20 protein-coding genes and 1 pseudogene are annotated in these 24,837 nt (G+C 71.1%); 8 read left to right on the top strand and 13 right to left on the bottom strand.

Annotation, left to right across the window (positions count from 1 at the left end; translation table 11 throughout):
• Nucleotides 1–108 precede the first annotated feature (108 nt).
• The 4 genes from ACIQU4_RS02155 (at nucleotide 109) to ACIQU4_RS02170 (ending at nucleotide 8,076) form a co-directional block, all read left to right on the top strand.
• Nucleotides 109–1,881 carry a glycoside hydrolase family 3 protein gene (locus ACIQU4_RS02155; protein ID WP_403724687.1) on the top strand — a complete coding sequence of 591 codons (1,773 nt, stop codon included), beginning with the start codon at nucleotides 109–111 and terminating at the stop codon, nucleotides 1,879–1,881.
• A 226-nt stretch (nucleotides 1,882–2,107) separates the two neighbouring features.
• The gene (locus ACIQU4_RS02160; RefSeq protein WP_030153642.1) at nucleotides 2,108–2,848 is read left to right on the top strand and encodes a response regulator transcription factor; all 741 of its coding nucleotides are present in this window, start codon (nucleotides 2,108–2,110) and stop codon (nucleotides 2,846–2,848) included.
• A 2-nt stretch (nucleotides 2,849–2,850) separates the two neighbouring features.
• The gene (locus ACIQU4_RS02165; protein ID WP_403725929.1) at nucleotides 2,851–3,921 is read left to right on the top strand and encodes an ATP-binding protein; all 1,071 of its coding nucleotides are present in this window, start codon (nucleotides 2,851–2,853) and stop codon (nucleotides 3,919–3,921) included.
• A 258-nt stretch (nucleotides 3,922–4,179) separates the two neighbouring features.
• A complete protein-coding gene (locus ACIQU4_RS02170) occupies nucleotides 4,180–8,076 on the top strand; it encodes a multifunctional oxoglutarate decarboxylase/oxoglutarate dehydrogenase thiamine pyrophosphate-binding subunit/dihydrolipoyllysine-residue succinyltransferase subunit (RefSeq protein ID WP_403724690.1) in 3,897 nt (1,298 codons plus the stop codon).
• A gap of 736 nt (nucleotides 8,077–8,812) precedes the next feature.
• Here the strand turns inward: ACIQU4_RS02170 and ACIQU4_RS02175 are convergent.
• The 3 genes from ACIQU4_RS02175 to ACIQU4_RS02185 all read right to left on the bottom strand — a co-directional run bounded on the left by ACIQU4_RS02175 (nucleotide 8,813) and on the right by ACIQU4_RS02185 (nucleotide 10,545).
• A complete protein-coding gene (locus tag ACIQU4_RS02175; RefSeq protein ID WP_403724693.1) occupies nucleotides 8,813–8,986 on the bottom strand; it encodes a hypothetical protein in 174 nt (57 codons plus the stop codon).
• Nucleotides 8,986–9,207: a hypothetical protein gene (locus ACIQU4_RS02180; protein ID WP_403724695.1), complete on the bottom strand. Its 222-nt coding sequence runs from the start codon at nucleotides 9,205–9,207 to the stop codon at nucleotides 8,986–8,988. Before ACIQU4_RS02180 ends, ACIQU4_RS02175 begins: the two co-directional genes overlap by 1 nt.
• 93 nt (nucleotides 9,208–9,300) lie before the next feature.
• Entirely contained in the window at nucleotides 9,301–10,545 is a 1,245-nt protein-coding gene (locus ACIQU4_RS02185; protein ID WP_403724697.1) for a helix-turn-helix domain-containing protein, read from the bottom strand.
• 241 nt (nucleotides 10,546–10,786) lie between these two features.
• Here ACIQU4_RS02185 and ACIQU4_RS02190 point away from each other — a divergent pair, with 241 nt between their 5' ends.
• A complete protein-coding gene (locus ACIQU4_RS02190; protein WP_403724700.1) occupies nucleotides 10,787–11,365 on the top strand; it encodes an HD family hydrolase in 579 nt (192 codons plus the stop codon).
• A 641-nt stretch (nucleotides 11,366–12,006) separates the two neighbouring features.
• On the opposite strand, the gene ACIQU4_RS02195 is transcribed toward ACIQU4_RS02190, so the two are convergent.
• From ACIQU4_RS02195 to ACIQU4_RS02220, 6 genes are all read right to left on the bottom strand, one after another.
• The gene (locus ACIQU4_RS02195) at nucleotides 12,007–12,579 is read right to left on the bottom strand and encodes a hypothetical protein (RefSeq protein WP_403724703.1); all 573 of its coding nucleotides are present in this window, start codon (nucleotides 12,577–12,579) and stop codon (nucleotides 12,007–12,009) included.
• Nucleotides 12,580–12,581: 2 nt separating this feature from the next.
• A complete protein-coding gene (locus ACIQU4_RS02200) occupies nucleotides 12,582–14,819 on the bottom strand; it encodes a DUF6571 family protein (protein WP_403724706.1) in 2,238 nt (745 codons plus the stop codon).
• 12 nt (nucleotides 14,820–14,831) lie between these two features.
• On the bottom strand, nucleotides 14,832–15,293 hold the full coding sequence (locus tag ACIQU4_RS02205; protein WP_403724709.1) for a hypothetical protein: 462 nt from the start codon (nucleotides 15,291–15,293) through the stop codon (nucleotides 14,832–14,834).
• 211 nt (nucleotides 15,294–15,504) lie between these two features.
• Nucleotides 15,505–15,678: a hypothetical protein gene (locus tag ACIQU4_RS02210; RefSeq protein WP_403724712.1), complete on the bottom strand. Its 174-nt coding sequence runs from the start codon at nucleotides 15,676–15,678 to the stop codon at nucleotides 15,505–15,507.
• Nucleotides 15,678–15,899: a hypothetical protein gene (locus ACIQU4_RS02215; protein WP_403724715.1), complete on the bottom strand. Its 222-nt coding sequence runs from the start codon at nucleotides 15,897–15,899 to the stop codon at nucleotides 15,678–15,680. The genes ACIQU4_RS02210 and ACIQU4_RS02215 overlap by 1 nt, the downstream gene beginning before the upstream one ends.
• A 112-nt stretch (nucleotides 15,900–16,011) precedes the next feature.
• Nucleotides 16,012–17,196, bottom strand: a complete 1,185-nt coding sequence (locus ACIQU4_RS02220; protein WP_403724718.1) for a helix-turn-helix domain-containing protein — start codon at nucleotides 17,194–17,196, stop codon at nucleotides 16,012–16,014.
• A 156-nt stretch (nucleotides 17,197–17,352) separates the two neighbouring features.
• Between ACIQU4_RS02220 and ACIQU4_RS02225 the strand changes: the two genes are divergently transcribed.
• The 3 genes and pseudogenes from ACIQU4_RS02225 to ACIQU4_RS02235 all read left to right on the top strand — a co-directional run.
• Entirely contained in the window at nucleotides 17,353–17,619 is a 267-nt protein-coding gene (locus tag ACIQU4_RS02225) for a hypothetical protein (protein WP_403724721.1), read from the top strand.
• Nucleotides 17,600–18,118: a DUF6879 family protein gene (locus tag ACIQU4_RS02230; RefSeq protein WP_403724724.1), complete on the top strand. Its 519-nt coding sequence runs from the start codon at nucleotides 17,600–17,602 to the stop codon at nucleotides 18,116–18,118. Before ACIQU4_RS02225 ends, ACIQU4_RS02230 begins: the two co-directional genes overlap by 20 nt.
• A 12-nt stretch (nucleotides 18,119–18,130) precedes the next feature.
• Nucleotides 18,131–18,802: pseudogene (locus tag ACIQU4_RS02235) on the top strand (helix-turn-helix domain-containing protein); the annotation flags it as partial.
• Nucleotides 18,803–18,813: 11 nt separating this feature from the next.
• Here ACIQU4_RS02235 and fxsT read toward each other — a convergent pair.
• The 4 genes from fxsT to fxsA form a co-directional block, all read right to left on the bottom strand.
• Nucleotides 18,814–21,819, bottom strand: a complete 3,006-nt coding sequence (fxsT, locus tag ACIQU4_RS02240) for an FxSxx-COOH system tetratricopeptide repeat protein (RefSeq protein WP_403724726.1) — start codon at nucleotides 21,817–21,819, stop codon at nucleotides 18,814–18,816.
• Nucleotides 21,820–21,882: 63 nt separating this feature from the next.
• Nucleotides 21,883–23,169, bottom strand: a complete 1,287-nt coding sequence (locus ACIQU4_RS02245) for an HEXXH motif domain-containing protein (protein ID WP_403724729.1) — start codon at nucleotides 23,167–23,169, stop codon at nucleotides 21,883–21,885.
• The gene (locus ACIQU4_RS02250) at nucleotides 23,166–24,485 is read right to left on the bottom strand and encodes an FxsB family cyclophane-forming radical SAM/SPASM peptide maturase (RefSeq protein WP_403724732.1); all 1,320 of its coding nucleotides are present in this window, start codon (nucleotides 24,483–24,485) and stop codon (nucleotides 23,166–23,168) included. The genes ACIQU4_RS02245 and ACIQU4_RS02250 overlap by 4 nt, the downstream gene beginning before the upstream one ends.
• Before the next feature lie 127 nt (nucleotides 24,486–24,612).
• Nucleotides 24,613–24,807 carry an FxSxx-COOH cyclophane-containing RiPP peptide gene (fxsA, locus tag ACIQU4_RS02255; RefSeq protein WP_385579287.1) on the bottom strand — a complete coding sequence of 65 codons (195 nt, stop codon included), beginning with the start codon at nucleotides 24,805–24,807 and terminating at the stop codon, nucleotides 24,613–24,615.
• Nucleotides 24,808–24,837 lie beyond the last annotated feature (30 nt).

The following is a 24,837-nucleotide window of genomic DNA, read 5'->3' on the forward strand; positions in this document are numbered from 1 at the left end:
TACGGTGAGCCCCTCCCCCGGGGACCGCACCCACGCACACCGGCCCGCCCGCACCCCCGCACCCCCGGACCCCCGGACCCCCGGACCGCACCCAGGAGCCGTACGCCGATGAACGCCACGCCCCCCGCCGCCATCCCCCCGTACAAGGACGCCGCCCTCCCCGTGGACCTGCGCGTGGCGGACCTGCTCTCCCGGATGACGCTGGAGGAGAAGGCCGGCCAGCTCTTCCATTCCATGCTGATGATGAATCCGGACGGCACCCCGGTCACCGAGACCGACGGCTCGATGCTCCCGTTCACCACGCCCGAGCTGGTCGGGGACCGGTTCGTCAGCCACTTCAACCTGCTCGGCACGTACGGCGCCCGCGAGATGGCGCAGTGGCAGAACGCGGTGCAGGAGATGGCCGCGGCCACCCGGCTCGGCATCCCGGTCACCCTCTCGACCGACCCCCGGCACGCCTTCACCGACAACGTCGGCGCCTCCTTCAACTCCGGCGCCTTCTCCGCCTGGCCGGAGGCGCTGGGCCTGGCCGCGATCGGCGACCCGGAGCTGGTCTTCCGCTTCGCGGACACCGTCCGCCGCGAGTACCTGGCCGTCGGCTTCCGCCTCGCCCTGCACCCGCAGATCGACCTGGCCACCGAGCCCCGCTGGGCCCGCCAGACCGGCACGTTCGGCTCCGACGCGCAGCTCACCGCCGAGCTGGTCCAGGCGTACGTCCGCGGGCTCCAGGGCCCGGAGCTCGGCCCCGGGTCCGTCTCGGCGATGGTCAAGCACTTCCCCGGCGGCGGCCCGCAGAAGGACGGCGAGGACCCCCACTTCGCGCACGGCAAGGAGCAGGTCTACCCGGGCGGGATGCGCGAGCACCACCTGGAGCCGTTCAAGGCGGCGATCGCCGCCGGCTGCGCGCAGATGATGCCGTACTACGGCCAGCCGATCGGCACGGACTGGGAGGAGGTCGGCTTCGGCTTCAACAAGGGCGTGGTCACGGGCCTGCTCCGGGAGGAGCTGGGCTTCGAGGGGATCGTCTGCACCGACTGGGGGCTGCTCAACGACGCGTCGATCTTCGGCGAGGTCCACCCGGCGCGGGCCTGGGGCGTGGAGCACCTGACGGTCGCCGAGCGGGCGGCGCGCGCGCTGGACGCCGGCTGCGACCAGTTCGGCGGGGAGCAGTGCCCCGAGGTGATCGTGGAGCTGGTCCGCTCGGGCCGGGTCGCGGAGTCGCGGATCGACGCGTCGGTGGCGCGGCTGCTGCGCGAGAAGTTCGTACTGGGCCTGTTCGAGAACCCGTACGTGGACCCGGACGCGGCGGCGGAGACGGTCGGCCGGGCCGATTTCGCGGCTGCGGGGGCGGCGGCCCAGCGTCGTTCGCTCACGGTGCTGACCAATCCCGACGCGCTGCTGCCGGTCTCCGGGACCCCGAAGCTGTACGTGGACGGCGTGGACGAGGCCGTCGCGGCCGGGTACGGCGAGGTCGTGTCCGACCCGGGGGCGGCGGATCTGGCGGTGCTGCGGCTGCACACCCCGTACGAGCCGCGGGAGAACCTCTTCGAATCGTTCTTCCACTCGGGCTCGCTGGCCCATCCGGAGCCGGAGCTGTCACGGATCCTGGCGCTGCTGGCCGCCGTACCGACGCTGGTCTGCATCAACCTGGAGCGGGCGGCGGTGATCCCGGAGATCGCCGAGCGGGCGGCGGCGCTGATCGCGGACTACGGCGCCGAGGACTCCGCGCTGCTTGACGTGGCCTTCGGCCGGGCCGTGCCCGAGGGGCGGCTGCCCTTCGAGCTGCCGCGGTCGATGGCGGCGGTGGAGGCCTCGCGGCCGGACGTGCCGAACGACACGATCGACCCTGTGTTCCCGTACGGGCACGGTCTGTCCCTGTAGGGGGTCGACAAAAGGGTCGCCACATGCGCGCGGTGGCTGACGATCACCGCGCGCCGGGTGGCCGTTCTGTGGGGGGACGGCCACCCGGCATCACCGCCCATATCCGCATACCCGCCATAATCGGAACCACTGGTTCCGCACGCCTCCCTGTCCGAACCCCGCATAGCCGCAGGCCGGTGCCTCCTCTACGCTGCACCCCTACCACGCGGATCTTCAGGGGCGGGACATGGAACAGACACACACCACCCACGGCGGCGCCGCGGCCACCCCCGGCGCTCAGCGGCGCGTGCTCGTGGTCGAGGACGACCGTACGATCGCCGACGCCATCGCGGCACGGCTGCGCGCCGAGGGCTTCCAGGTGCAGGCCGCGTTCGACGGCCCGGCCGCCGTGGCGGCGGCCGAGAGCTGGCAGCCCGAGCTGCTGGTCCTCGACGTCATGCTGCCCGGCTTCGACGGCCTGGAGGTCTGCCGCCGGGTCCAGGCGCAGCGGCCGGTGCCGGTACTGATGCTCACCGCGCGGGACGACGAAACCGACATGCTGGTCGGGCTCGGGGTCGGCGCGGACGACTACATGACGAAGCCGTTCTCCATGCGCGAGCTCGCGGCGCGGGTCCACGTCCTGCTGCGGCGCGTGGAGCGGGCCACCCTGGCCGCCACCGCCCCGCGCGGGGCCACCCTGCGCCTGGGGGATCTGGAGATCGACCACGCGCAGCGGCGGGTCCGGGTGCAGGCCGAGGACGTGCACCTGACGCCCACCGAGTTCGACCTGCTGGTCTGCCTGGCCGGCACCCCGCGGGCGGTGCTCTCGCGGGAGCAGCTGCTCGCCGAGGTGTGGGACTGGGCCGACGCGTCCGGCACCCGTACGGTCGACAGCCACATCAAGGCCCTGCGCCGCAAGATCGGGGCGGAGCGGATCCGTACGGTCCACGGCGTCGGGTACGCCCTGGAGACCCCGGCCCAGGCGTGAGCATCGGGCGCCCGGGCGGGCTGCGGCCGTTCTCCCCGTTCTCGATCAAGACCAAGCTGGGCACGCTCGTCGTGGTCTCGGTCTTCATCACGACGGGCCTGCTGATGGTGGCGGTGCGCACGAGCACCGAGTTCCGGTTCATCACGGTGTTCTCGGTGATCGCCTCGATGCTGATCACGCAGTTCGTGGCGCACAGCCTGACCGCGCCGCTGGACGAGATGACCACGGTGGCCCGGGCGATATCCGACGGGGACTACACGCGCCGGGTGCGCGGGGCCGGGCGCCGCGACGAGCTGGGCGACCTGGCCTCCACGATCAACCTGATGGCGGACGACCTGGAGGCGGTGGACCGGCACCGCAAGGAGCTGGTCGCCAACGTCTCGCACGAGCTGCGCACGCCGATCGCGGCGCTGCGGGCGGTGCTGGAGAACGTGGTGGACGGGGTCTCGGCCGCCGATCCGGAGACCATGCGCACGATGCTGAAGCAGACCGAGCGCCTGGGCCGGCTCGTGGAGACCCTGCTGGACCTGTCCCGGGTGGACAACGGGGTGGTGCCGCTGAAGGCCCGCCGCTTCGAGGTGTGGCCGTACCTGTCGGGGGTCCTGAAGGAATCGGGCCTCGCGGCGGCCGGCCGGCCGGGCCTGGCCTCCGGCTCGGGCGGGCACACCCGCAACGACGTACACCTGCACCTGGACGTGTTCCCGCCCGAGCTCACGGCGTACGCGGACGCCGAGCGCCTGCACCAGGTGGTGGCGAACCTGATCGACAACGCGGTCAAGCACAGCCCGCCGCACGGCCGGGTCACGGTCCGGGCCCGGGAGGGCGACGGGCCCGGGAGCCTGGCGCTGGAGGTACGGGACGAGGGCCCGGGCATCCCGGAGGCCGAGCGGCACCGGGTCTTCGAGCGGTTCAACCGGGGCGGCGCGAACGGCGGCGACGGGGGCACCGGACTGGGGCTCGCGATCGCCCGCTGGGCCGTCGGCCTGCACGGAGGGCATATCGGGGTGGCCGAATCGTCACGCGGCTGCCGCATCCTCGTCACGCTTCCGGGCAGCTCCCCGGCGTCACATTGACGTAGGGTTCGAGTGCGTAGGACATGATCTCGGCCACACGTGCCGGGGTCCGTCAGGGGTGCGAAGCCATGGGGGCCGCAACCACGGTGCCCCCTACCCGAACCAGGCTGGTTTCCCGCCATTCAGAGCGGCGAAACCCGCCGTTCGGTGTGACCTACATGACGTATCTCCCGCCCGGTCTGCATCCACCGGCCAGGGAGGCGTAGCCTTTATTCCCGCTGTCCATACCTTGTGAAGCGGAAGAGGGCGGTTGCCGCCGTGTCGCCACAGTCCCCCAGTAACCCGAGCACCACGACCGAAGCAGCAGAGGGCGGGAAGACCCCTGCCTCAGGCTTCGGTGCCAACGAGTGGCTCGTCGACGAGATCTATCAGCAGTACCTCCAGGACCCGAATTCGGTCGACCGGGCCTGGTGGGACTTCTTCGCCGACTACAAGCCCGGGGGCACTGCGTCTCCGGTGAAGCCGGACGAGCCCAAGAAGTCCCCGACGACGGACGGCGCCTCCGCACAGGCCGCCGCCGCTGTCGCCCCGCAGGTCTCCGACGCCGCCGCCACGGGGGCGGCGAGCGCCGCCGCGCCCTCTCTTGCCGCCGCGCGCCCGCCTGTGTCAGCTCCTGCCCCTGCTCCTGCCACCCCCTCTGGTGCCCCTGCTGTGACTGTCACCTCCCAGGCCCAGGCCGCCGCACCGGCGGCCGCAGCCCCTCAGGCCCCGGCTCCGGCCGCCGCGCCCGCCGCCGCTCCCGCCGCCGCCCAGAAGGCCGCGCCCGCCACCGGGGCCCCCGCGGGTCCCGAACTGGTGACGCTCCGCGGCCCGGCGGCAGCCGTGGCCAAGAACATGAACGCCTCCCTCGACGTCCCGACGGCCACGTCCGTCCGCGCCGTCCCGGTGAAGCTTCTGTTCGACAACCGCATCGTCATCAACAACCACCTGAAGCGCGCCCGGGGCGGGAAGATCTCCTTCACGCACCTGATCGGCTACGCGATGGTGCAGGCCATCAAGGCCATGCCGTCGATGAACTACTCCTTCGCGGAGAAGGACGGCAAGCCCACCCTGGTCAAGCCGGAGCACGTGAACTTCGGCCTCGCGATCGACCTGGTGAAGCCCAACGGCGACCGCCAGCTCGTCGTCGCCGGCATCAAGAAGGCCGAGACCCTCAACTTCTTCGAGTTCTGGCAGGCGTACGAGGACATCGTCCGCCGCGCCCGCATCGGCAAGCTGACGATGGACGACTTCACCGGCGTCACCGTCTCGCTGACCAACCCCGGCGGCCTGGGCACCGTCCACTCCGTGCCCCGCCTGATGCCCGGACAGTCGGTCATCATGGGCGTCGGCTCCATGGACTACCCCGCCGAGTTCCAGGGCACCTCGCAGGACACCCTGAACAAGCTGGGCATCTCCAAGGTCATGACCCTGACGTCGACCTACGACCACCGGGTCATCCAGGGCGCGGCCTCCGGCGAGTTCCTCCGCATCGTCGCGAACATGCTGCTCGGCGAGAGCGGCTTCTACGACGACGTGTTCGAGGCCCTGCGCATCCCGTACGAGCCGGTCCGCTGGCTCCGGGACATCGACGCCTCGCACGACGACGACGTCACGAAGGCCGCCCGCGTCTTCGAGCTGATCCACTCCTACCGGGTCCGCGGCCACGTCATGGCCGACACCGACCCGCTGGAGTACAAGCAGCGCAAGCACCCCGACCTCGACATCACCGAGCACGGCCTCACCCTGTGGGACCTGGAGCGCGAGTTCGCGGTCGGCGGCTTCTCCGGCAAGTCGATGATGAAGCTCCGCGACATCCTCGGCGTGCTGCGCGACTCGTACTGCCGCACCACCGGCGTCGAGTTCATGCACATCCAGGACCCGAAGCAGCGCCGCTGGATCCAGGACCGCATCGAGCGCCCGCACTCCAAGCCGGAGCGCGAGGAGCAGCTGCGCATCCTGCGCCGCCTGAACGCGGCGGAGGCCTTCGAGACCTTCCTGCAGACGAAGTACGTCGGCCAGAAGCGGTTCTCGCTGGAGGGCGGCGAGTCCGTCATCCCGCTGCTCGACGCCGTCCTCGACTCGGCCGCCGAGGCCCGCCTCGACGAGGTCGTCGTCGGCATGGCCCACCGCGGCCGCCTGAACGTGCTCGCGAACATCGTCGGCAAGTCGTACGCGCAGATCTTCCGCGAGTTCGAGGGCAACCTCGACCCGAAGTCCATGCACGGATCCGGCGACGTCAAGTACCACCTGGGCGCCGAGGGCACCTTCACGGGCCTGGACGGGGAGCAGATCAAGGTCTCGCTCGTCGCCAACCCCTCGCACCTTGAGGCCGTGGACCCGGTCCTGGAGGGTGTCGCCCGCGCCAAGCAGGACGTCATCAACAAGGGCGGCACGGACTTCACCGTCCTGCCCGTCGCCCTGCACGGTGACGCGGCCTTCGCCGGCCAGGGTGTCGTCGCCGAGACCCTGAACATGTCTCAGCTGCGCGGCTACCGCACCGGCGGCACCGTCCACGTCGTGATCAACAACCAGGTCGGCTTCACCGCCGCCCCGGAGTCCTCGCGTTCCTCGATGTACGCGACCGACGTGGCCCGCATGATCGAGGCGCCGATCTTCCACGTGAACGGCGACGACCCGGAGGCCGTGGTCCGCATCGCGCGGCTCGCCTTCGAGTTCCGCCAGGCGTTCAACAAGGACGTCGTCATCGACCTCATCTGCTACCGCCGCCGCGGTCACAACGAGTCGGACAACCCGGCGTTCACGCAGCCGCTGATGTACGACCTGATCGACAAGAAGCGCTCGGTGCGCAAGCTGTACACCGAGTCCCTCATCGGTCGCGGCGACATCACGCTGGAAGAGGCGGAGCAGGCGCTCCAGGACTTCCAGGGCCAGCTGGAGAAGGTCTTCGCGGAGGTCCGCGAGGCCTCCACGCAGCCCGTCGGCGCCCCGGTGTCCCCGGCGCAGACCGCGCAGGAGTTCCCGGTCAAGGTGAACACGTCGGTCTCCCAGGAGGTCGTCAAGCGGATCGCCGAGTCCCAGGTCAACATCCCGGACCACGTCACCGTGCACCCGCGTCTGCTGCCGCAGCTGCAGCGCCGCGCGGCGATGATCGACGAGGGCACCATCGACTGGGGCATGGGCGAGACCCTCGCCTTCGGCTCGCTGCTGATGGAGGGCACCCCGGTCCGGCTGTCCGGCCAGGACTCCCGCCGCGGTACGTTCGGCCAGCGCCACGCGGTGCTGATCGACCGGGAGACGGGCGAGGACTACACCCCGCTGCAGTACCTGTCGGACGAGCAGGCCCGCTTCAACGTCTACGACTCGCTGCTCTCCGAGTACGCGGCCATGGGCTTCGAGTACGGCTACTCGCTGGCCCGCCCGGACGCGCTGGTCCTCTGGGAGGCCCAGTTCGGTGACTTCGTCAACGGCGCGCAGACCGTCGTGGACGAGTTCATCTCCTCGGCGGAGCAGAAGTGGGGCCAGACCAGCGGTGTCACGCTGCTCCTGCCGCACGGCTACGAGGGCCAGGGCCCGGACCACTCGTCCGCGCGTCCCGAGCGCTTCCTGCAGATGTGCGCGCAGGACAACATGACGGTCGCGATGCCGACCCTGCCGTCGAACTACTTCCACCTGCTGCGCTGGCAGGTCCACAACCCGCACCACAAGCCGCTCATCGTCTTCACCCCGAAGTCGATGCTGCGTCTGAAGGCGGCGGCGTCGAAGGCGGAGGAGTTCACCAGCGGTTCCTTCCGCCCGGTGATCGGCGACTCGACGGTGGACCCGAACGCGGTCCGCAAGGTCGTGTTCTGCGCGGGCAAGGTCTACTACGACCTGGAGGCCGAGCGGGAGAAGCGCGGCATCACGGACACCGCGATCATCCGCATCGAGCGGCTGTACCCGCTGGCGGGTGCGGAACTCCAGGCGGAGATCGCCAAGTTCCCGAACGCGGCGAAGTACATCTGGGCGCAGGAGGAGCCGGCGAACCAGGGTGCGTGGCCGTTCATCGCGCTGAACCTGATCGACCACCTCGACCTGGCGGTCGGCGCGGACGTCCCGGCGGGCGAGCGCCTGCGGCGCATCTCGCGCCCGCACGGCTCCTCGCCGGCGGTGGGCTCGGCGAAGCGCCACCAGGCGGAGCAGCAGCTCCTGCTGAACGAGGTCTTCGAGGCGTAAGCGCTGCGCTTGCCCGGACAGCCGGAAGGCCCGGCCCCCTCACGGGGGCCGGGCCTTCCGGCTGTCCGGGGGGCGTTGCCGCCTGCTCGCGGGGCGCTTCGCTCACCCGGGGCCTTCACCCCCCTCTCCCACCACCGGACCCGGCGTTTGCCCACCCGCCCCCACCCGCAGTGGGGCGATGCGGCAGTGGATTGCCGGGCGGGGTCGGGGGCGGCGGCACTCCGCTGAGCCGAATCGGCCCGTGGTCCGGTGGCGTCGGGGTTCCGCACCCAATTCCTCGGCATCAGGGAGGGTTTGGGGGTTTCCCGTCAGTCCCATAGTCCTTCCGGTGCGGGCCGGCCCGTCAAGGGCGCTCACTTCGTTCGCGTCGCACCGCGATGGCCTACGGCCACCCTTGACCGACCGCCCCACCCCGGAAAGACAAGGACTGCCGGGAACCCCCCAAAAGAACGGCACGGGTCAGAGAGCAGCAAGCGGCCGGACCAGGGAACGACTGCCGCGTTCCCCAGGATGACGTCCGGCCAAGGCCCACCACCCCGCCCGGGCAGGGTCGGGGGAGGCTCTACCCACACCAAACAGCGACCAGCAGCCCATCGGGAGCCGCCGATCGCCTCAAATCGCTACGCGCTCCTCATCGACGGCGTCCGACGGCCATCCAGGGCTGGGCATAGGCCGCCACAGATCGCTACGCGGCTGAGGCGCCCTGGCGGCGATCAGCTCGCCATGGGCTGCGCGCTCAGCGGCGGGCGCGCAGTTCGGGGTGGTGTCGCATGATCAGGACGTTCATGTCGCTGACGCGGGAGCGGTCACGCTCCACCTGGGCCTGGAAGCGGGCCAAGACGTGAGCGGCGCACTCGGCGCAGGAGTCCGGAGGGACCGGCAACCGCGGGAACAGATCGGCGGCCTCCATCACACGGCCTCGATGTTGGCCAGGGCCGTGGAGATCTCCCGGCCTGACGGGGCCCGGACGTACGCCAGCTTCACCCAGTGCTCACGGACCGGTGTGTCGGAGACGTCCTCCCGGACCACGGCCATGAGTTCCCCTTCGACGCCGGACGCGATGTCCCGCACCCGCCTGTGGAGCAGCGCGTGAGGAACGTCCTCGAAGGGACGGGGTACTGCTTCATGCATCACGGAGTCTGACTCCCTACCGTCGTCATCGGGCGATGTGACGACGGTAGGGGCGGCCCGGTATCGGCAGGGGCACAGTTCGTGCCCCTGCCTTCAGGCAGTCAGCATCCCTAGCCGTGAGGCGAGTTCAGATGCCCGTCGACGGCGGGCAGGGCTCTTCGACTCGGCCTCCTCCAGAACGATCCGCTTCGCGTAGCCGTTGTACTGCACGGTCTCCGGCGCAGCCTCGTGGGCCTGCGCCAGCGTCGCCAGCGCCACGTCCGGCTGCGCGTCGAGGTGGTACGCGCGGGCCTGCTCGATCCGGTGCCGGGCCCGTCGCGGCCGCGACGGAATCGCCTCCGCCTCCGCCCGCGCGGCCTGGCGCGCCGACTCCCCGCCTGCGTGCAGCTCGACGGCGACGGTGACTGCGTGCGCGCCGATGACGGCCCGGGAGAAGCTCGTCACGGGGTGGAAGTACCCGCGCGGTAGCGACTCGGCCAGGGCCCGGGCGTCGTCCCAGTACCGCCACGCGGTGCCGGTCTCGCCGCGGCGGGCGGCCGTCAGCCCTGCCTCGACGGTGAGGGCCCCGGCGACCGCGCGGACGTCCGTGCTGGCGTCGGGGAGGAGCGGCTCCAGGTAGCGGAGGGTCTCCAGGGTGACGGCGTCCGCCGCGTCCAGGTGCGCACTCTCCCGGTGGGCCTGAGTGGTCAGCCACGCGGCGAGGCCGATCGCGTGCGGGTCCTCGGAGTCCTGCGCAGCCATCATGCCGCGCTCGGCCACCCGCCACACCAGGGGCGCGTCCGGCTGGTAGGCGCAGAAGAACTGTGCGAGGAAGTACACCTCCGCCAAGCGCGCTTGGGCCGCTTTGCGGTCGGCGACGGTCGTGGCCTGCCGGACCGCGGCCTGCGCGTCCCGGACCAGATCCGGGAGCAGCGCCCCGACCACGTCGCGGTGATTCGGCGCCGAATGCCGGGCCGACCACGCGCGGGCGAGCCGCGCGGTCAGGTGCGCGGCCGACGGTGCTTCTCGGCTGTCGCCGAGCTGGAGCGCGTTGAGGGCTTCACGGACCGCGGCGAACCGCGGGTGCCCGGGGCCGGTGAACAAGCTGACACGCACGGACTGGTCCCCCGTGAGGTCGGACAGGTCCCGGACCCGCAGCACCTCGGCGATACGGAGGATGACGGGCAGGTGCGGGGTCCGAAGACGGCCCGTCTCGACGGACTTGACCCATGACCCGGATCGCGCGAGGAGGCCACCGAGTTGATCGCGGGTGAGGCCGCGGCGCTGGCGGAGGATCTGCATTCTTTGCCCGAAGACCAACGGGTCTGTGTACGGGTCCGGACTAGCCTCAGGTGACATGGCGGCCTTTGCCCCTCTCCTTGCAGCGCGACACTGACAGCGTATGGGGCAGGGCCGGTTCTGTGTGATCCAGAACGCACGAAAGCGCCCCCCGGCCTTGTTGGTTCGCATTGGCGCGCTCCCCGGTGATGGGGCGCCCCGCCTGCTGTTGGATGGCACCACGGCCTCGACGCGTGCGCGCCGAGAGCTGGAGGGCATCCGGTACGCGATTCGCCTCGCCGAGGCATGAGAAGGAGACTCAGTGGCTGACGACCTGTCCGCGGTGGCGCGCTTCCTCTATGAGGCCGGCACGCTCAAGCACACCCGCCGTACGGGCTGGTGGATGGCCGGCGTCAACGATCCCGAGAGCGTAGCCGAGCACTCGTGGCGCACCCCGCTCATCGCGTCGGTCATCGCGAAGCTGGAGGGTGCCGACCCCGCGCGTGCCGCGTTCCTCGCCGTGTGGCACGACACCCAGGAGACCCGTACTGGGGACGTCAACCACCTCGGGAAGAAGTACGCGCCGGCCGGCGACCCGCAGGCCGTGACGGCCGACCAGACCGCGGGCATGCCCGACGTGCTCGCCTCGGCGATTCGGGAGCTGGTCGCCGAGTACGAGGCGCAGGACTCGCCGGAGGCGGTCTGTGCCCGCGACGCGGACAAGCTGGAGTGCATGCTCCAGGGCATCGAGTACAAGGCCCCAGGGCTACGAGAACACGCAGCGGTGGATCGCAACAGCCGGGCCCAGATCGCGACGGAGACGGGCCGGCGGCCGGCAGACGAGCTGCTCGGGCAGGGACCGTTGGACTGGTTGCGCAACGCCCTCGGCGAGAAGGCCTGAGGCCCTGCGCTCAGGCGCCCTTGGGGCACTCAGCCCTGGACGGCCGTCGGACGCCAAGCTTGAGGAGCGCGTAGCGATCTGCTGCGCCCCTGCCTCCGATGGGCTGCTGGTCGTTGTTTCGTACGGGTAGAGCCGCCACCGACTCGGAATGTGCCTGCGCGTTGGCCCGGGGCGGAAGGTTGCCTGATGCCCCGCGCCCCGACTCTGCCCGGGCGGGGTGGTGGGCCTTGGCCGGACGTCATCCCGGGGAACGCGGCAGTCGTTCCCTGGTCCGGCCGCTTGCTGCTCTCTGACCCGTGCCGTTCTTTTGGGGGGTTCCCGGCAGTCCTTGTCTTTCCGGGGTGGGGCGGTCGGTCAAGGGTGGCCGTAGGCCATCGCGGTGCGACGCGAACGAAGTGAGCGCCCTTGACGGGCCGGCCCGCACCGGAAGGACTATGGGACTGACGGGAAACCCCCAAACCCTCCCTGATGCCGGTTGATGGGGTGCCGCCCCGCCGACCCCGAGCGACAGGTCGCCGGGCCCCGGCTTCCGCGCCGGTAGGGGCGGGTGGGCAAACGCCGGGACCGGTGGTGTGGAGAGCGGGAGGTGAAGGCCACGAGCAAGCGAAGCGCCCCGGAGAGACCGGTCGAACCGAACGGGCTCACGCCTCGCAGTCGTACTGCTTGGCGAGATGGTCGACGGCCTCCAGGACCACGGTGCGGGAGGCCGCGACGAGGGCCGCATCGTCCCAGTTCCCCGCAACGACGACGCCGGGTGCGACCTTCAGCGTGACGGTGACGTACTCGGCGTCCGCCTTCATCTTCTTCGGACAGCCGGCGGGGAGCTGGACCTCGCTCTGCCGCGGACCCACCCACCCCGAACGGCCGGCGGCAAGCCAAGCGGCACCCTGTACGGGGTCGTTCAGGGTGTTGGTGGGCCGGGCGTCGAGGGTGTACTGGGGCCGGCCCGCGGCGCTTCCCTCCGGGTTCCGGTTGACGAAGCAGATGGTGGAGAAGACGGGGTCCGCCGTCGACCTTCCGCTCACGTCCTCGTCGACGGTGAGCCGGCCGCCCTTGCCGTCGTACAGCAGACCCGCCGTCTTCTCGGTGAGCATGCCGAGGCAGAGGTTCCGCGCGCGCAGGTCCTTCAGCGGGCTGGGCCACAGCTGGATCGCGGTGACGACCGCCGCCGCGACCACGAGCATGGCGGGCAGCACAAGGTACTTCTTGTTCACGGTCAGCGCTCGCCCATCTTCATGTCGGCGTCCTTGATGCCGTTCTGGTACCACTGCTGTGCGGTGGGCTGGAGGCCGTCCTCGTACTCCCCGGGGCTCGCGTCCAGCTCCGACAGGGCAAGACCCCGCCCCTGCGCCATCTGGCGCAGCATGGCGTCCATCTGCTTCTCGCCGTTGTCGTAGTGGTTGATCATGTTGTTGCGGGTCTCGGCATCGACCTTGGAGTTGAGATCGTTCATGTACGCGGCCGTGCCGACGTCGATCGAGCGCTGGAGGACGTCACCCGCGACGGGGATGGCCGTCAGGGGCGCGCCGATGATGTGGTAGTTCATCATCTTGTTCCAGCTGTTGGCGTCCTTCTGTGCCTGGCCGAGGTCGTAGATGACATCCCCTCGCGTGCCGTCGAGGTGGCCGAGCACCTCCGAGGACTGCTTGACCCAGGCGCGCAGTTCCGGGTCTTCCTTGCGGTACGAGTCAGCCGGGAAGCGGTCGAGGCCGTCGGCGATCACCGCGGTCTGCGAGGCATGGATGACGCCGAAGGCCTGCGGGTCCTCGGCGGTGGAGCGGATGATCCGGGTCAGCGCCCCGCGGTCGATGCCGAGATCGTTGAAATCGGTGGGCCCGTCCATGTTCTTGCCGAGGATCTGGTGCACGTCGGAGCCGTAGTCGCCGATCATCTCGCCCATGGCCATGCGCAGGGTGACGGGCACGGCGCTCTGGTTCTTCTTCGTCTCCTCGGCGTACTCGTCGATCATTCGCTCGAAGATCGCGGACTCGGCTCCGTCGTGGCGCGTGCCCACGGGGTGCAGCGGGCCGCCCGGCTCACGGCCGGTCGCCGCGGCGTCGACGGCGGCCGCGAACTCGCCGCGGGCGGAGGTCCGCTGCAGGTCCTCGGGCATCTTGTCCTGGACGTCGCCGCCCGGCCAGTCGCGATCCTCCAGGAAGTACTTCAGGTTGTCCGTCGTGTGGGGATCGAAGTAGTGGGTGGCGGCGGACGGGTTGCGGCTCATCGCGTTCATCAGACCCTTCATCGGGTCCTCCTGCGTGCCCTGCCAGTTCTTCATGACCCCGTCGTAGGCATCCTTGTCGTGGGTCTCCCACTCACGGATACCGTCGCCGACCTCCGTCAGGAAGGCGTCGCTGTAGACCGGGTCGTCCTTGTCCTTCCGGAACGGACTGTCCTTGGGGTCTTTCGGGTCGTACGGCTTGTCCCCGGCGTCGGCGGCCATCAGATCGGTAAGGGCCTTCCAGCCCGTCGCCCCGCCCTTGAGCTGCCCAGGGTGCTGGTTCGGCAGGTCGTTGCCGTCGCGTGCCATGGCGATGAGCCGGTCGGTCCAGGCCGAGGTGACGCCGCCCGGCGAGCCGATGGGAGAGTCGGGTCCGGTCGCGGTGGCGAGGCTGCCGGAGAGGGCCTTGTAGAGGCGGGCATCGGTCGCGGAGACCTGGCCGTCGCGGCCACCGTGCTCCAGGCTTCCGGCGAGCAGTAGCACCGCCTCCTGGTCATCGCGGCCGTTGTAGCTGAGGTTCTGCATCAGCTCGGCGGAGAACGCCGGCGAGTTCTGGCCGCCTTCGACGAGCGTGAGGAGCCGCTCGCGCTCCTTGTCGCCGAGGTAGTCCCAGCGGGCGTAGAGCTTGGCCGCCTCGCGCCCGTTCTCCGTCTGCTGTTTCTCCTCCTCGCGCATCTTCTTGGCGTCGGCGACGCCGCCGAGGTCGGTGCTGCCGAAGTCGTTGGGGTGGTTCTTGATCAACGCGCGCAGACCCCAGGCACACAGCTCGTCGGCCTCATTGGCCCGCTGCAGAATGCCTTCGATCTTGCCACGCAGAGCATCGAACTGTGCCTCGGTGGCGATCGGCTCGGTGCTGTCCTTCGACCGGCGGTCGGGGTGCACGCGATGGCTGAGCACGCCGTTCGGGTAGATGGTGATGCCCGGTGGAGGGTTCTCGTACGTGGCCTTGAGGTCGTCATGGGCGGTTCTGAGTAAGGTGTGGGCGTCCTGGAGGAGGTCGCGTACGGATTCGGCCTCGGTGACGGCGTCACCGAATTCCTTGGCCGTCTTCGTGACGAACTCCTTCGTCACGGAGGCGTTCTCACCCCGCCAGATGGACTTGTCGGCCTTGGTCTTCATGGCCGACGCATCGGTCTTGAGCTGCGTCAGCTTGGCAATCATCTCCGTCCACTGAGTGACCGCGGTGTCCATCGGACCCAGCTTGGCGTTCAAGAGCTGCTCGAACGTGGCCATGACTGCGGCTCCTCACCGGAAGAACTTGTCGATCTGGGACGCGGACACGGCGCCCTCGCTGCCCGGCACGACGGGTCCGACGATGCGCAGCTGCGCCCCGATCCAGTCGTCATTGGCCTTGTTGGACCTCTTCGTGTAGTCGAGGTGGTTGGAGATGTGCGCGCATGCCTGGAGGAGGGTCCTCACCTGCGTCTCCCAGGTCCTGTTCACCTCCGAGAGCGCGGCGCCGGCGTCGAAGCCGTCACCCTTCAGGCTGCTCCCGGCACTCTCGCTCGCCGCGTTCGCGTGCTTCCCGGCTGGTTCCAGGCCGTCGAACAGGCCGTGGGCGGCATGGCCGATCCCGCCGAGGTCGTCGTCCTCGACGACATAGTCGGCCGAGCCTGCCTTCGGAGTCGAACCGCCCGTACTGTCAGCGTGGTTCAACCTCATGGTGACGGCCGCCGTCTCCGCGGCCCACTCTTCCTCGAACGACATCGTCGAGACCCCCGTGTCCCTGGTCGCAAAGCTGCCCCGCCCGTCACGGTACGCACCTGGGTAACGACCGGCTACGGCTGATCGACCATGTGTACGCATTCTTGACGCAGCCGAGCCAAACTCATCGCCACCTGCGGCCTGTTGAGCCTCCACGTGACTGAACGGCACGGGGTAGAGAGCAGGGGCCGGGGGACCATGACGGACCGGGCGCTCAGCGGCGGGCCCGGAGTTCGGGGTGGTGTCGCGTGATCAGCACGTTCATGTCGCTGACGCGGGAGCGGTCACGCTCCACCTGGGCCTGGAAGCGGGCCAAGACGTGAGCGGCGCACTCGGCGCAGGAGTCCGGAGGGACCGGCAACCGCGGGAAGAGGTCGGCGGCCTCCATTACACGGCCTCGATGTTGGCCACGGAGGTGGAGATCTCCCGGCCTGACGGGCCCCGGACGTACGCCAGCTTCACCCAGCGCTCACGGACCGGTGTGTCGGAGACGTCCTCCCGGACCACGGCCATGAGTTCCCCTTCGACGCCGGACGCGATGTCCCGCACCCGCCTGTGGAGCAGCGCATGAGGAACGTCCTCGAAGGGGCGGGGTACTGCTTCATGCATCACGGGGTTTCACTCCCTACCTCGTCTGCGGGTGGTGAGACGAGTGTGGGAGCACGGCAAGGCCCCGACTATCACGACATATTGATAGTCGGGGCCAAGGATTCACACAGGGCTATGTGCCCAGCCAGGACCCGTACGACAGGAAGGAGTCGGGGAGTTGGCGGCGGGCCGCCTCCAGGCCCGCGTACGTCTCGCGGACCGTCTGGTGATAGCGGGCCTGCTGCGGCGCGGACTTTCTCGCCTTCAACAAGTTCTGGAACGACGCGTCGAGGTCCCCCGTCCACATCTGCGCCCGGGCGAGCTCCGCGTAGTGGTGCGACCGACGGGACTTCGGCCAGTCGGCCGGGATCGTCACGCTGCGGCCCGTCTGCGCGGCCTGCCCGTACTCGTCGAGTTCGGCGAGCACGCTGACCCGGTGCACGGCAACGTTCGTCGGCCCGAACGCCAGCCAGTGCGTGCTGACTGCCTCACCCGTGCCGGCGGCGATCCGCTCTGCTTCGCCGAGGTGCCCCTCAGCGCGGCCGCCGTCCTTCGACCGACCGGCCATCACCGCTGCGCCGAGGTGCAGCTGCCCGGTGACGACCTCCCGTTCCCGGGACGGGTCCGCCTGCGCAAGCGTGCGCAGTCCGAGGTCCACAAGGCGCTCCCCGGTGCGGTACTCGCCGTCCCTGAGGTAGGTGAGCGCACGCATGTACCGGTACATGCCGCCGAACACTGCGTCAGAACCGCGCTCGGCCGCCCAGTCCATGCGTGCCAGAGCCAGCGCGGCGAGGTCGTAGTAGCCGAGCTTGCTGGCGACGTCGTAGGAGGTGCGGTACAGGCTGGCCAGCAGCAGCCACCGGTCCCGGCCCGGCGCCGCGTGGGCGGCGGTGGTGGCCTCTTGGATGAGTCCGGGGAGCTGGCTGGCGGTCTGCTTGATCTCTCCAGCCCGGACCGCGACGAGCAGGGCCTCGGCGTCGTCGGTGAGGAGTTGGTGCGGTCGCGGGGTGATGTCCGGGTCGGTGCCGAGGTCGTACACATCGAGGGCCTGGCGGATCGGCCGGATCAGGATGTCCAGCTCGTCAGCACGCAGTTCGGTGGCGTACGGCTGTCCGGTGATCGTGTCGACGGAGATGCGCAGGGCGCGGGCCACCGCGGCGATCAGGTGTGGGCTGGCCGGGATGACACCCTGCTCGGTCTTGGTGTAGGTGCTGTAGGGGACCTGGGACAGGTCCGAAACCGCCTGCTGCGTGAGGTGGCGTTCGAGGCGCAGGCGCTTCATGCGCGCGCCGGTGTGGTCGTTCGGTAGAGAGTGCATGCTGGCTCCCGTTCAGACTCGACACCTGAACGGTACCGGCACACGACGAAGTCCCCGCCCCGCCGGCACGGAACCCCGAGGCCCTCTTGCGGTACCAGTCGGAACGGCACGACGCTCGTGCCCGTCTGTGCAATCCGCTCGGCAGAGGAGCGACCGATGGCCCTGAAATTCCTGGGAATTTGGCCGAACACCCCGGATGACGGCTCGCCCACCATCTGGGTCGAGGAGGAGACCGGAGACCTGATCATCCAGTCCTGGAAGGCTGACGAGGAAACCATCAGGCAGGCGCAGGAAGTCGGATCGGTGCCCGGCCACTCGACTGACGTGCCGAGCCACGAGACTGTGATCCGGCTGCCTGCCAACATGCTCCAGTTCATTCCCCGTACGAAGAGCGAGGCCGACAGTGGCAACAGCGGTACGTGAGGCACTCTCGAAGGCGCAGCGCTCGGCGATGCACCTTGAGATGCGGGACAGCTACATGCGCGACGACCCGGAGTTCATCCGGTGGCAGCAGGGGCACCGGTACGACCCGGGCGACCGCGCGTCGTGGTGGCGGTCATGGCTGGACGTGGTGGCAGAGGCGACAGGTCGGGGCGTGGTCATGCGCCGACTGCGCGTCGTTTCCGAGCCGCTGAGTGACTACGTGCGGTACGAGTACGACGGGACGTTCTCGAACGTCGCGGCGGGTGAGGACGTGCGGTGGCTGCCGCGGTCCCGTGCGCGTGGCCTGCTGCTGCCCGTGTTGGACGGATGGGTCATGGACGAGGAAACCGTGATCCTCCACCACTTCAGCGGCGAGGGACAGTGGACCGGTCCGTGCATGGAGGTCCACCACGACCCGGCGCTGGCCGCAAAGTACTCGACGGCGTACGAGGCAGCGTGGGAGCGGGCCGTCCCGCACGCGGAGTTCCGGCCGGTCTGACGCGTACGCACCATGCCCCTTTCTGCATCCTCCAGTGCCCAGCAGGCCCGGCAGGCTCTCGCGGATCGTCTCGCCGAGCTCTGCCGGGACGCCGGCCTGTCCGGGCGCGATATCGCCCAGCGCTGTGGGTGGCACCCGTCCAAGTCCTCCCGGATCATGAACGCCCGTACGCCTCCGTCCGCCGGTGACATTCGGGCGTGGTGCAGGGCTTGTGGAGCAGAGGAGCAGATCGAAGACCTGATTGCCTCACTGCGAACGGCCGAGGGCATGTGGGTCGGCTGGCGGCGCATGGAGCGCACGGGACTCAAGCAAGCACAACAGGCCCGCCTACCCCTGTACGAGCGGACCCGCCGTTTCCGTTCATACTCCTCGTGGCTTGTGCCCGGCATGATCCAGACGCAGCCGTACACGACGGCTGCGCTGCGAGCCATTCAGCGAAGGCGCGGCCTGGTGGACGACGTGGCCGAAGCCGTGGCCGCCCGCTTGGAGCGGCAACGGATCTTGTACGAGGGCGACCGGCGGTTCGCCTTCCTCGTGGAGGAGTCCGTACTGCGGACCGGGATCGGCGGCACTGAGGTCATGTCCGGCCAGCTCAGGCACCTGATCTCGATCGCATCACTTCCCAACGTCAGCGTGGGAGTCGTACCCATGGCACCGGACCGGCAGCGGTGGCTGGCGGGCGGGCCCGCCGCCGGCTACGGCTGCGGCTCGAAGTCCCAGTACGGGCGGTTTTGTTGGCGGGCCGAGACCGTGTGGACGTGTTGGGGGCCCAGGGTGCGGGTCAGGGCCTTCAGGCCCGCGTCCTCGTGTTTCTGGGCCTCCGTGTCCTCGCGGACCGAGCGGAGGTCGGCGGCCAGGGCGATCTGGGCGCTCAGGGTCATCGGGTGGTCCGGGCCCAGGATCTGTTCGCAGCCGCGGAGGGTTTCACGGCTCAGGGACACCGCGTCCTCGAAGTGGCCCGTGATGTTGCGGTGGCCCGTGGCGTTCAGGGCGCAGCCCAGGGTCCACGGGTGGCGGTCCCCGACCGCGCCGCGCATGCCGACCAGGGCCTGTTCCGCCAGGTTGAGGGCCTCCACCCGTTCGCCCTGGGCGCGCAGGACGAGGCCGAGGTTGCCGACCGTGCCGATGCTGTACGGGTGGGCCAGCCCCAGCTGCGTCTGGTAGCCCCGTACGGCCTCCTCCGAGATCCGGCGGGCCTCGCCGATGTCCCCGTACTCCCGCAGGTACGTCGCGTAGTCCGAGGCGACCATCAGCGTCCACGGGAACTCCGCGCCGAACACCCGCGTGGAGCGCTCCAGCACGCTGCGCAGCCGGGCCCCGGCGCCCGGGATGTCCCCGGAGCGGCGCAGGCACATGCCGAGGTTGTGCTCGGCGCGCAGGGTCTGGGGGTGGTTGAGGCCGAGGACCTGGCTGTTGAGCTTGAGGCCCTGTTCCTGGCGGCCGAGGGCCTCGCGGTAGCGGCCCATCAGCCGCAGCCCCATCGCGCAGCCGATCCCGGAGGAGAGCGTGGCGATGTGCCGTACGCGCAGTACCCGCTCGCGCCGGCGCAGGGTGTCGAGGTCGGTGTCGTACGCCTCCTGGTAGCGGCCCAGCAGCCGCAGCGCGACGGCGACGTTGTTCTCGGCGTTGAGCGTCGTGGAGTCGTCCTCGCCCAGCAGTTCGCGGTAGCGGGCGAAGGCGTGCTCCAGCAGTTCGCGCGCCTGGTCGAACTTGGCGGTGCTGAGCAGCACCCCGGCGTACGTGCTGGTGGCGCGCAGGGTTTCCAGGTCCCGGTCGCCGCGCTCGGCCAGCAGCCGGTCGGCGACCGATTTGGCGAGGGTCTCGGCGCGCTTGAAGTGGCCGAGCATCCGCAGGGCGCCGCCGTAGTGGTAGCTGAGCTCGCGGACCTGGTCGTGGTCGTCGCCGAGCATCGTGCGCCACACGGCGTCGGTCTGCTCGGCGAGCCGCAGGCAGGTGCGGTACTCCCCGGCGAGGATCAGGTAGCGCAAGCAGTGCAGCAGGAAGGTCTGGATCCGCGGGTTGCTGCTGGTCAGGACGCCGGCGCTCTCCAGGTGCGGGATCAGCTCGGCGTACCGGGGCCACAGCCGGGAGTCGGAGGGGCGGCCCGGGTCCGCGGCGGCGAGGACCTGCCGGACGGCGCGGGAGAGCGGTTCGGCCTCCTCCTCGGAGAGGTCCTCGCGGACGATCCCGTGCACCATGCGGTGCAGCTGCACGGTCTCCAGCCCGCCGCCCTCCTCCACCGACAGGTCGGAGTATTCGAGGCGGACGACCGAGAACTGGACGAGCTTGTTCAGGGCGGCGTTCCACCGGATCTGGTCGTTGATGAGCCCTGCGAGCTGCTCGGGCACGTCGTCGGCGGGGAACTCCCGCAGCAGCCGCAGCGGCACCGGTCCGGGCGCGAAGAACACGAAGAGCCGCAGCAGGGCGAGAGCGTCGGGGAAGTTCTCCCGGACGTTGTTCAGCAGTATCGCGAGGGCGGTGGGGAAGGGCAGCGGGTAGTCGTCGGAGACGGTGACGGCCTCGTGGGAGTCCAGTCTGCGCTGGAGCAGGGCCAGGTAGTCGCCCACCGTCAGCGGGGAGTCGGCGAGCCAGCCGGCGGTCTGGTCGAGGGCGAGGGGGTAGTCCTCCAGGGCCTCGGCGAGCTGGTCGGCCTCCTCGCCGGTGAGCCGGCGGGCCCGGCGGCGGATGAAGGTGACCGACTCGGGCCGCGCGTACAGCGGGACTTCGAGGAGGCTGGTGTGCCGGGAGGCCCATTCGCGGTTGCGGGAGGTGATGATGACGTCGCCGGCGCCCGAGGGCAGCAGATCGGTGAGGTCGTCGGGGTTGTCGCAGCCGTCGAAGACCACCAGCCAGCGGCTGTACGGGGATCCGCGCCGCAGCGCCTCCAGGACGGCCCGGATCTGCTCGCCGTAACTGCCGGCGCCGCGCGACAGGCCCATCGCCGGAGCCAGGTCGGCGAGCCGCTCGCGCAGCGTGGGCCGGTCCTCGGCGGGGACCCACCACACCACGTCGTACTCGGAGGCGAAGCGGTACGCGTACTCGGTGGCGACCTGCGTCTTGCCCACCCCGGACAGTCCGAGCAGGGTGACGGTCGAGGCGCCGGGCGGGGCGTCGGCGAGGGCGGCGCGCAGCCGGCCGATGACGTCGTTGCGGCCGGTGAAGCGCGGGTTGCGGCGCGGGACCCGGCCCCAGATCTCGGGCGGGTCGTTGGGGAAGCGGGGGCCGCGGCGGCCGGTCTCGGCGCCGATCCGGTCGGTGGGCAGTTCGAGCCGGCGCAGCACCCGGTACTCCGCCTCGTACGCGTCCAGGCCCCACAGGTCGGTCTTCTCCAGTACGGCGACGGCGCTGGGCAGCGGCGCGTCGGTGAGGCAGACGGCCGCGAACCGGTCGGGGTGGGCGTCGGTGACGGCGCGCAGGGCGGTGTTCCACTCCTCGTCGGTGTGCGCGGCGGCGGAGAAGTAGCGCTCGCTGAGGATGAGCAGGACCCGGCTGCCGCTGCGGGCCAGGTCGTCCAGGGCGGGGGCCAGGCCGGGGGTGGACTTCGGGTCCCAGCGGGCGAGCGCGACGCGGTGGCCGTGCTCCTCCAGGCGGTGGGCGATCCACACGGCCCAGGGCCGGTTGAACCCGGCGAAGCTGATGACGAAGCGTTGCGGCTGCGCGGCTCCGTCGCGGTCTCGGTCCTGGCGAAGTCCGGTGGTCATGCGGCCGTCTCCCTGGCATCCGGGCGGTGGACGGGCTTGAAAGGTACCGCAGCGGACGGACCGTCAGCCCTCTGCGAACGGGGCGAGTTCGGGGTGGAGCGCGCACCAGGCGCGGCGCTCCCGGTCGACGGCGCGGCGGGCCACGGCGTGCTGGTCGCCGGGCGGCGGCAGGTCGTCCATGGCCCGTTCCGCGACGGCCATGGCGGCGGTGAACTCCCGTCCGGTCGAAGTGAGTTGTGGATGCCCGTGGAGTGCGGGGAGGACGGCGGCGACCTGGGCGCGGATCCGGGCGTGCTGGGCCCAGGCGCCGCGCGCGCCGTAGAGGGCGGCGCGCTGCCAGTACCCGGCCAGGGCCAGGTGGGCGTACGCGCCGTGCAGGAGTCCCTCCAACGGGCGGGGGTCGCTGCGCCAGGGGGCCCAGTGCCGGGGCGTGCGGTCGGCGGTGTGCAGGGTCAGGATGTCGGCGAGGGCGGTCAGCTTGCCGTGCTGGACCTCGTGGACGAGGGTGGCGGCCAGCGCGGGCGGGGCCTGCGTACGGGCGAGGACGGACCCGGCGGCCGCGGGCAGGGTGGCGCCACTGGAGCGGGAGCCGCCGCCCAGCGGGACGACGGAGCGCAGCAGCAGGCCGATCTCGTCGGCGCGGGCGGTGTCGTACCGGTCGAGCAGGGTGAGGGCCCCGGACCACTGGGTGTCCCAGCGCTTGTGGCCCTTGGGGGTGAGCCGGCGGGCGGGGCGGACGGGCCCCGGGTGGACGGGCCCCGGGTGGACGGGCCCCGGGTCGGTGGGCCCGGGGGCCCGGTACGGGTCGAGGTCGTCGAGGGCGGTGCGGCCGCCGGGCAGGGGGTGCAGGACGAGGGCGGCGGGGTCGTCGGGGTCCCAGCAGCCTTCGGTGAGGGCGAGCGGGCCGGGCCGGGCGGGGCGCAGCAGTCCGAGGGTGGGCAGTACGAGCCGGCCGTGCACGGGCCGCAGGGTGGTCTTGAAGGTGATCCCGGAGCGCAGGGCCGCGGCGACGGCGAGGGCTCCGAGGTGGCCGAGGTCGGCCGGGGGCCCGTACGGGGCGTGCAGCCGGCGCAGGGTCTCCTCGGCCCAGACCCCGGTGGCCGGGTAGTGCAGTACGTCGCGGACGGCGTCGGGGTCGCGCCGTTCGGCCTCCTCCAGCAGGGCCCAGTGGTCGGCGGCCTCTCCCGCCCGGCCGCCGGGGGCGGCGTCGAGGACCCCGCGCAGCAGGACGAGCCGCTTGGAGCGGCGGATGTCGCGGACCAGGCGGGTGCCGTCGGCGCAGGGCTCGGTGGACGCGAGGGCGCGCAGGGTGGCCGAGGTGACGGTGAACCCGGTCAGGGGCGCGCTCATGAGGCGGCCGCCCGCCGGGGCGCCTGGCCGGCGGACAACGGGCCGGGCGGGCCGGCGCCCGGCTGCCCGGGGGCTGCCTGCGCGGCGGCCGTGTGCAGTGCCGTCGCGATGTGGCGGATGAGGACCTGGAGGTCGGCGCAGTAGACGGAGGGCTGCCGGAAGCCCGCGCCGGCGCGGTAGCGGTGCGGGTAGTGGCCGCCGCCGCAGACCTCGACGAGCTCGCAGGCGCGGCAGCCGTCGGCGAGCGCCTCGCGGCCGAGCTGGCGGGCGGCGAGCCCGGGGTGGTCGAGGAACGCGTCGAAGCCGTGGCTCTCCACGCTCATCCCGGTGGCGGCGGCGCCCTCGTAGGCGGATTTGAGCGAGTCGGCCTGCTCGATGCCGCCGTCGGTCTCGATCACGGCGGTGGCGGCGGGGGCGAGGCCGAGGGTCTCGGTGGCGGCGGGCAGTCCGAGCAGCAGGGCGATGATCTCCTCGAAGATCCGGATCCGGGTCCGCAGCACCGCGTCGTGCCACCAGCGTTCGAAGACGGCGACGAGCCAGTCGGCGTACGGGGTGCGGGGCGGGTGGTGGCCGGGCGGCGGGGTGTTCCAGTTGGCCAGCGGGAGCAGCAGCCCGATGACCGGCGGGGCGAAGGCGAGCAGGGACTCGTACGTCTCCACCGGGTCCTGGGCGAGGTCGACGACGCAGAGCACCCCGGCGTAGCTCTCGGGGTGCCGGGCGAGCAGGCGCAGGCCGCGGGCGGCGGCGGCGAACCCCGGGCGGCCGGTGCGGTCCACGCGGCGGGCGTTGTGCGCGGGCAGTCCGCCGTCGAGGCTGACGCCGACGCGTATCCCGGCGGCGGCGAGGGCGCCGAGCCGGCCCGGGGTGAGCAGGGTGCCGTTGGTCTGGACGGTGGCGGTGACCCGGGTCCGCGGCGAGGTCCGGGCGAGGGCGGCCCGTACGGCGTCTACGGGGGCGGCCAGTTCGGCGGGGGCGGTGAGCAGGGGTTCGCCGCCGTGCAGGACGAGGTCGACGCGGGCCAGGTCGTGGGCGGCGGCGTGCTCGGCGATGCGGGCGGCGGCGCGGGCGGCCGTGGCCGGGGACATGGCGGCGGGCTGGCCGCGCCAGCCCTGGTCGGCCATCTCGTACACGTAGCAGTAGGTGCAGGCGAGGTTGCAGCGGCTGCGGGTCTTGAGCACGAACTGCCGTACCGGGTACGGCCGGTGGCCCGCGGCGCGGAGCGCGGACACGTCGAGCCGGGCGTACGGCCACGGCGCGTGGAGCAGGTGGTTCCGTAAGGAAGGCAGCACGGCGTCGCTCGTGTCGGTCTGCCTCATCACCTGTACCTCCGTCGCCGCGGACGGTGCATCCCTGCCCGGCGGACGGCACCGGCTAACGGCGGAAACGGGACAACTGTGGGTGCTCTGCGTGGCGTTGGGACTGCGGTGCGTGAGGGGTCCGTGGTCAGGCCACCCCCGAGTCGAAGGCGTTGAGGATCTCCGCGGGGTGGGTGACCCGCTCCACCATGCCTTCGATGACCCGGGCCAGCACGGGGTGGTCGATCCCGCGCAGTGCGGCCAGATCGAACCCGGAGAGGTCCGGTAACTGCCCCGGGCAGGCGGAGCCCGCCGTTTCCACTTCATGCTGCCGAGTCACCATGGGCTGCCCGTCCCCCCGTCGAGTCGCGTG

The organism is Streptomyces sp. NPDC090741 (assembly GCF_044769045.1).
GTDB lineage: Bacteria > Actinomycetota > Actinomycetes > Streptomycetales > Streptomycetaceae > Streptomyces.

What these genes read in the sequence shown, in the direction of transcription:
- ACIQU4_RS02175 (WP_403724693.1), bottom strand. Translation starts at nt 8,986, where the DNA reads ATGGAGGCCGCCGATCTGTTCCCGCGGTTGCCGGTCCCTCCGGACTCC.
- ACIQU4_RS02200 (WP_403724706.1), bottom strand. Translation starts at nt 14,819, where the DNA reads ATGGCCACGTTCGAGCAGCTCTTGAACGCCAAGCTGGGTCCGATGGAC.
- ACIQU4_RS02220 (WP_403724718.1), bottom strand. Translation starts at nt 17,196, where the DNA reads ATGCACTCTCTACCGAACGACCACACCGGCGCGCGCATGAAGCGCCTG.
- ACIQU4_RS02210 (WP_403724712.1), bottom strand. Translation starts at nt 15,678, where the DNA reads ATGGAGGCCGCCGACCTCTTCCCGCGGTTGCCGGTCCCTCCGGACTCC.
- ACIQU4_RS02205 (WP_403724709.1), bottom strand. Translation starts at nt 15,293, where the DNA reads ATGTCGTTCGAGGAAGAGTGGGCCGCGGAGACGGCGGCCGTCACCATG.
- ACIQU4_RS02215 (WP_403724715.1), bottom strand. Translation starts at nt 15,899, where the DNA reads ATGCATGAAGCAGTACCCCGCCCCTTCGAGGACGTTCCTCATGCGCTG.
- ACIQU4_RS02225 (WP_403724721.1), top strand. Translation starts at nt 17,353, where the DNA reads ATGGCCCTGAAATTCCTGGGAATTTGGCCGAACACCCCGGATGACGGC.
- ACIQU4_RS02160 (WP_030153642.1), top strand. Translation starts at nt 2,108, where the DNA reads ATGGAACAGACACACACCACCCACGGCGGCGCCGCGGCCACCCCCGGC.
- fxsT (WP_403724726.1), bottom strand. Translation starts at nt 21,819, where the DNA reads ATGACCACCGGACTTCGCCAGGACCGAGACCGCGACGGAGCCGCGCAG.
- ACIQU4_RS02180 (WP_403724695.1), bottom strand. Translation starts at nt 9,207, where the DNA reads ATGCATGAAGCAGTACCCCGTCCCTTCGAGGACGTTCCTCACGCGCTG.
- ACIQU4_RS02155 (WP_403724687.1), top strand. Translation starts at nt 109, where the DNA reads ATGAACGCCACGCCCCCCGCCGCCATCCCCCCGTACAAGGACGCCGCC.
- ACIQU4_RS02185 (WP_403724697.1), bottom strand. Translation starts at nt 10,545, where the DNA reads ATGTCACCTGAGGCTAGTCCGGACCCGTACACAGACCCGTTGGTCTTC.
- ACIQU4_RS02245 (WP_403724729.1), bottom strand. Translation starts at nt 23,169, where the DNA reads ATGAGCGCGCCCCTGACCGGGTTCACCGTCACCTCGGCCACCCTGCGC.
- fxsA (WP_385579287.1), bottom strand. Translation starts at nt 24,807, where the DNA reads ATGGTGACTCGGCAGCATGAAGTGGAAACGGCGGGCTCCGCCTGCCCG.
- ACIQU4_RS02250 (WP_403724732.1), bottom strand. Translation starts at nt 24,485, where the DNA reads ATGAGGCAGACCGACACGAGCGACGCCGTGCTGCCTTCCTTACGGAAC.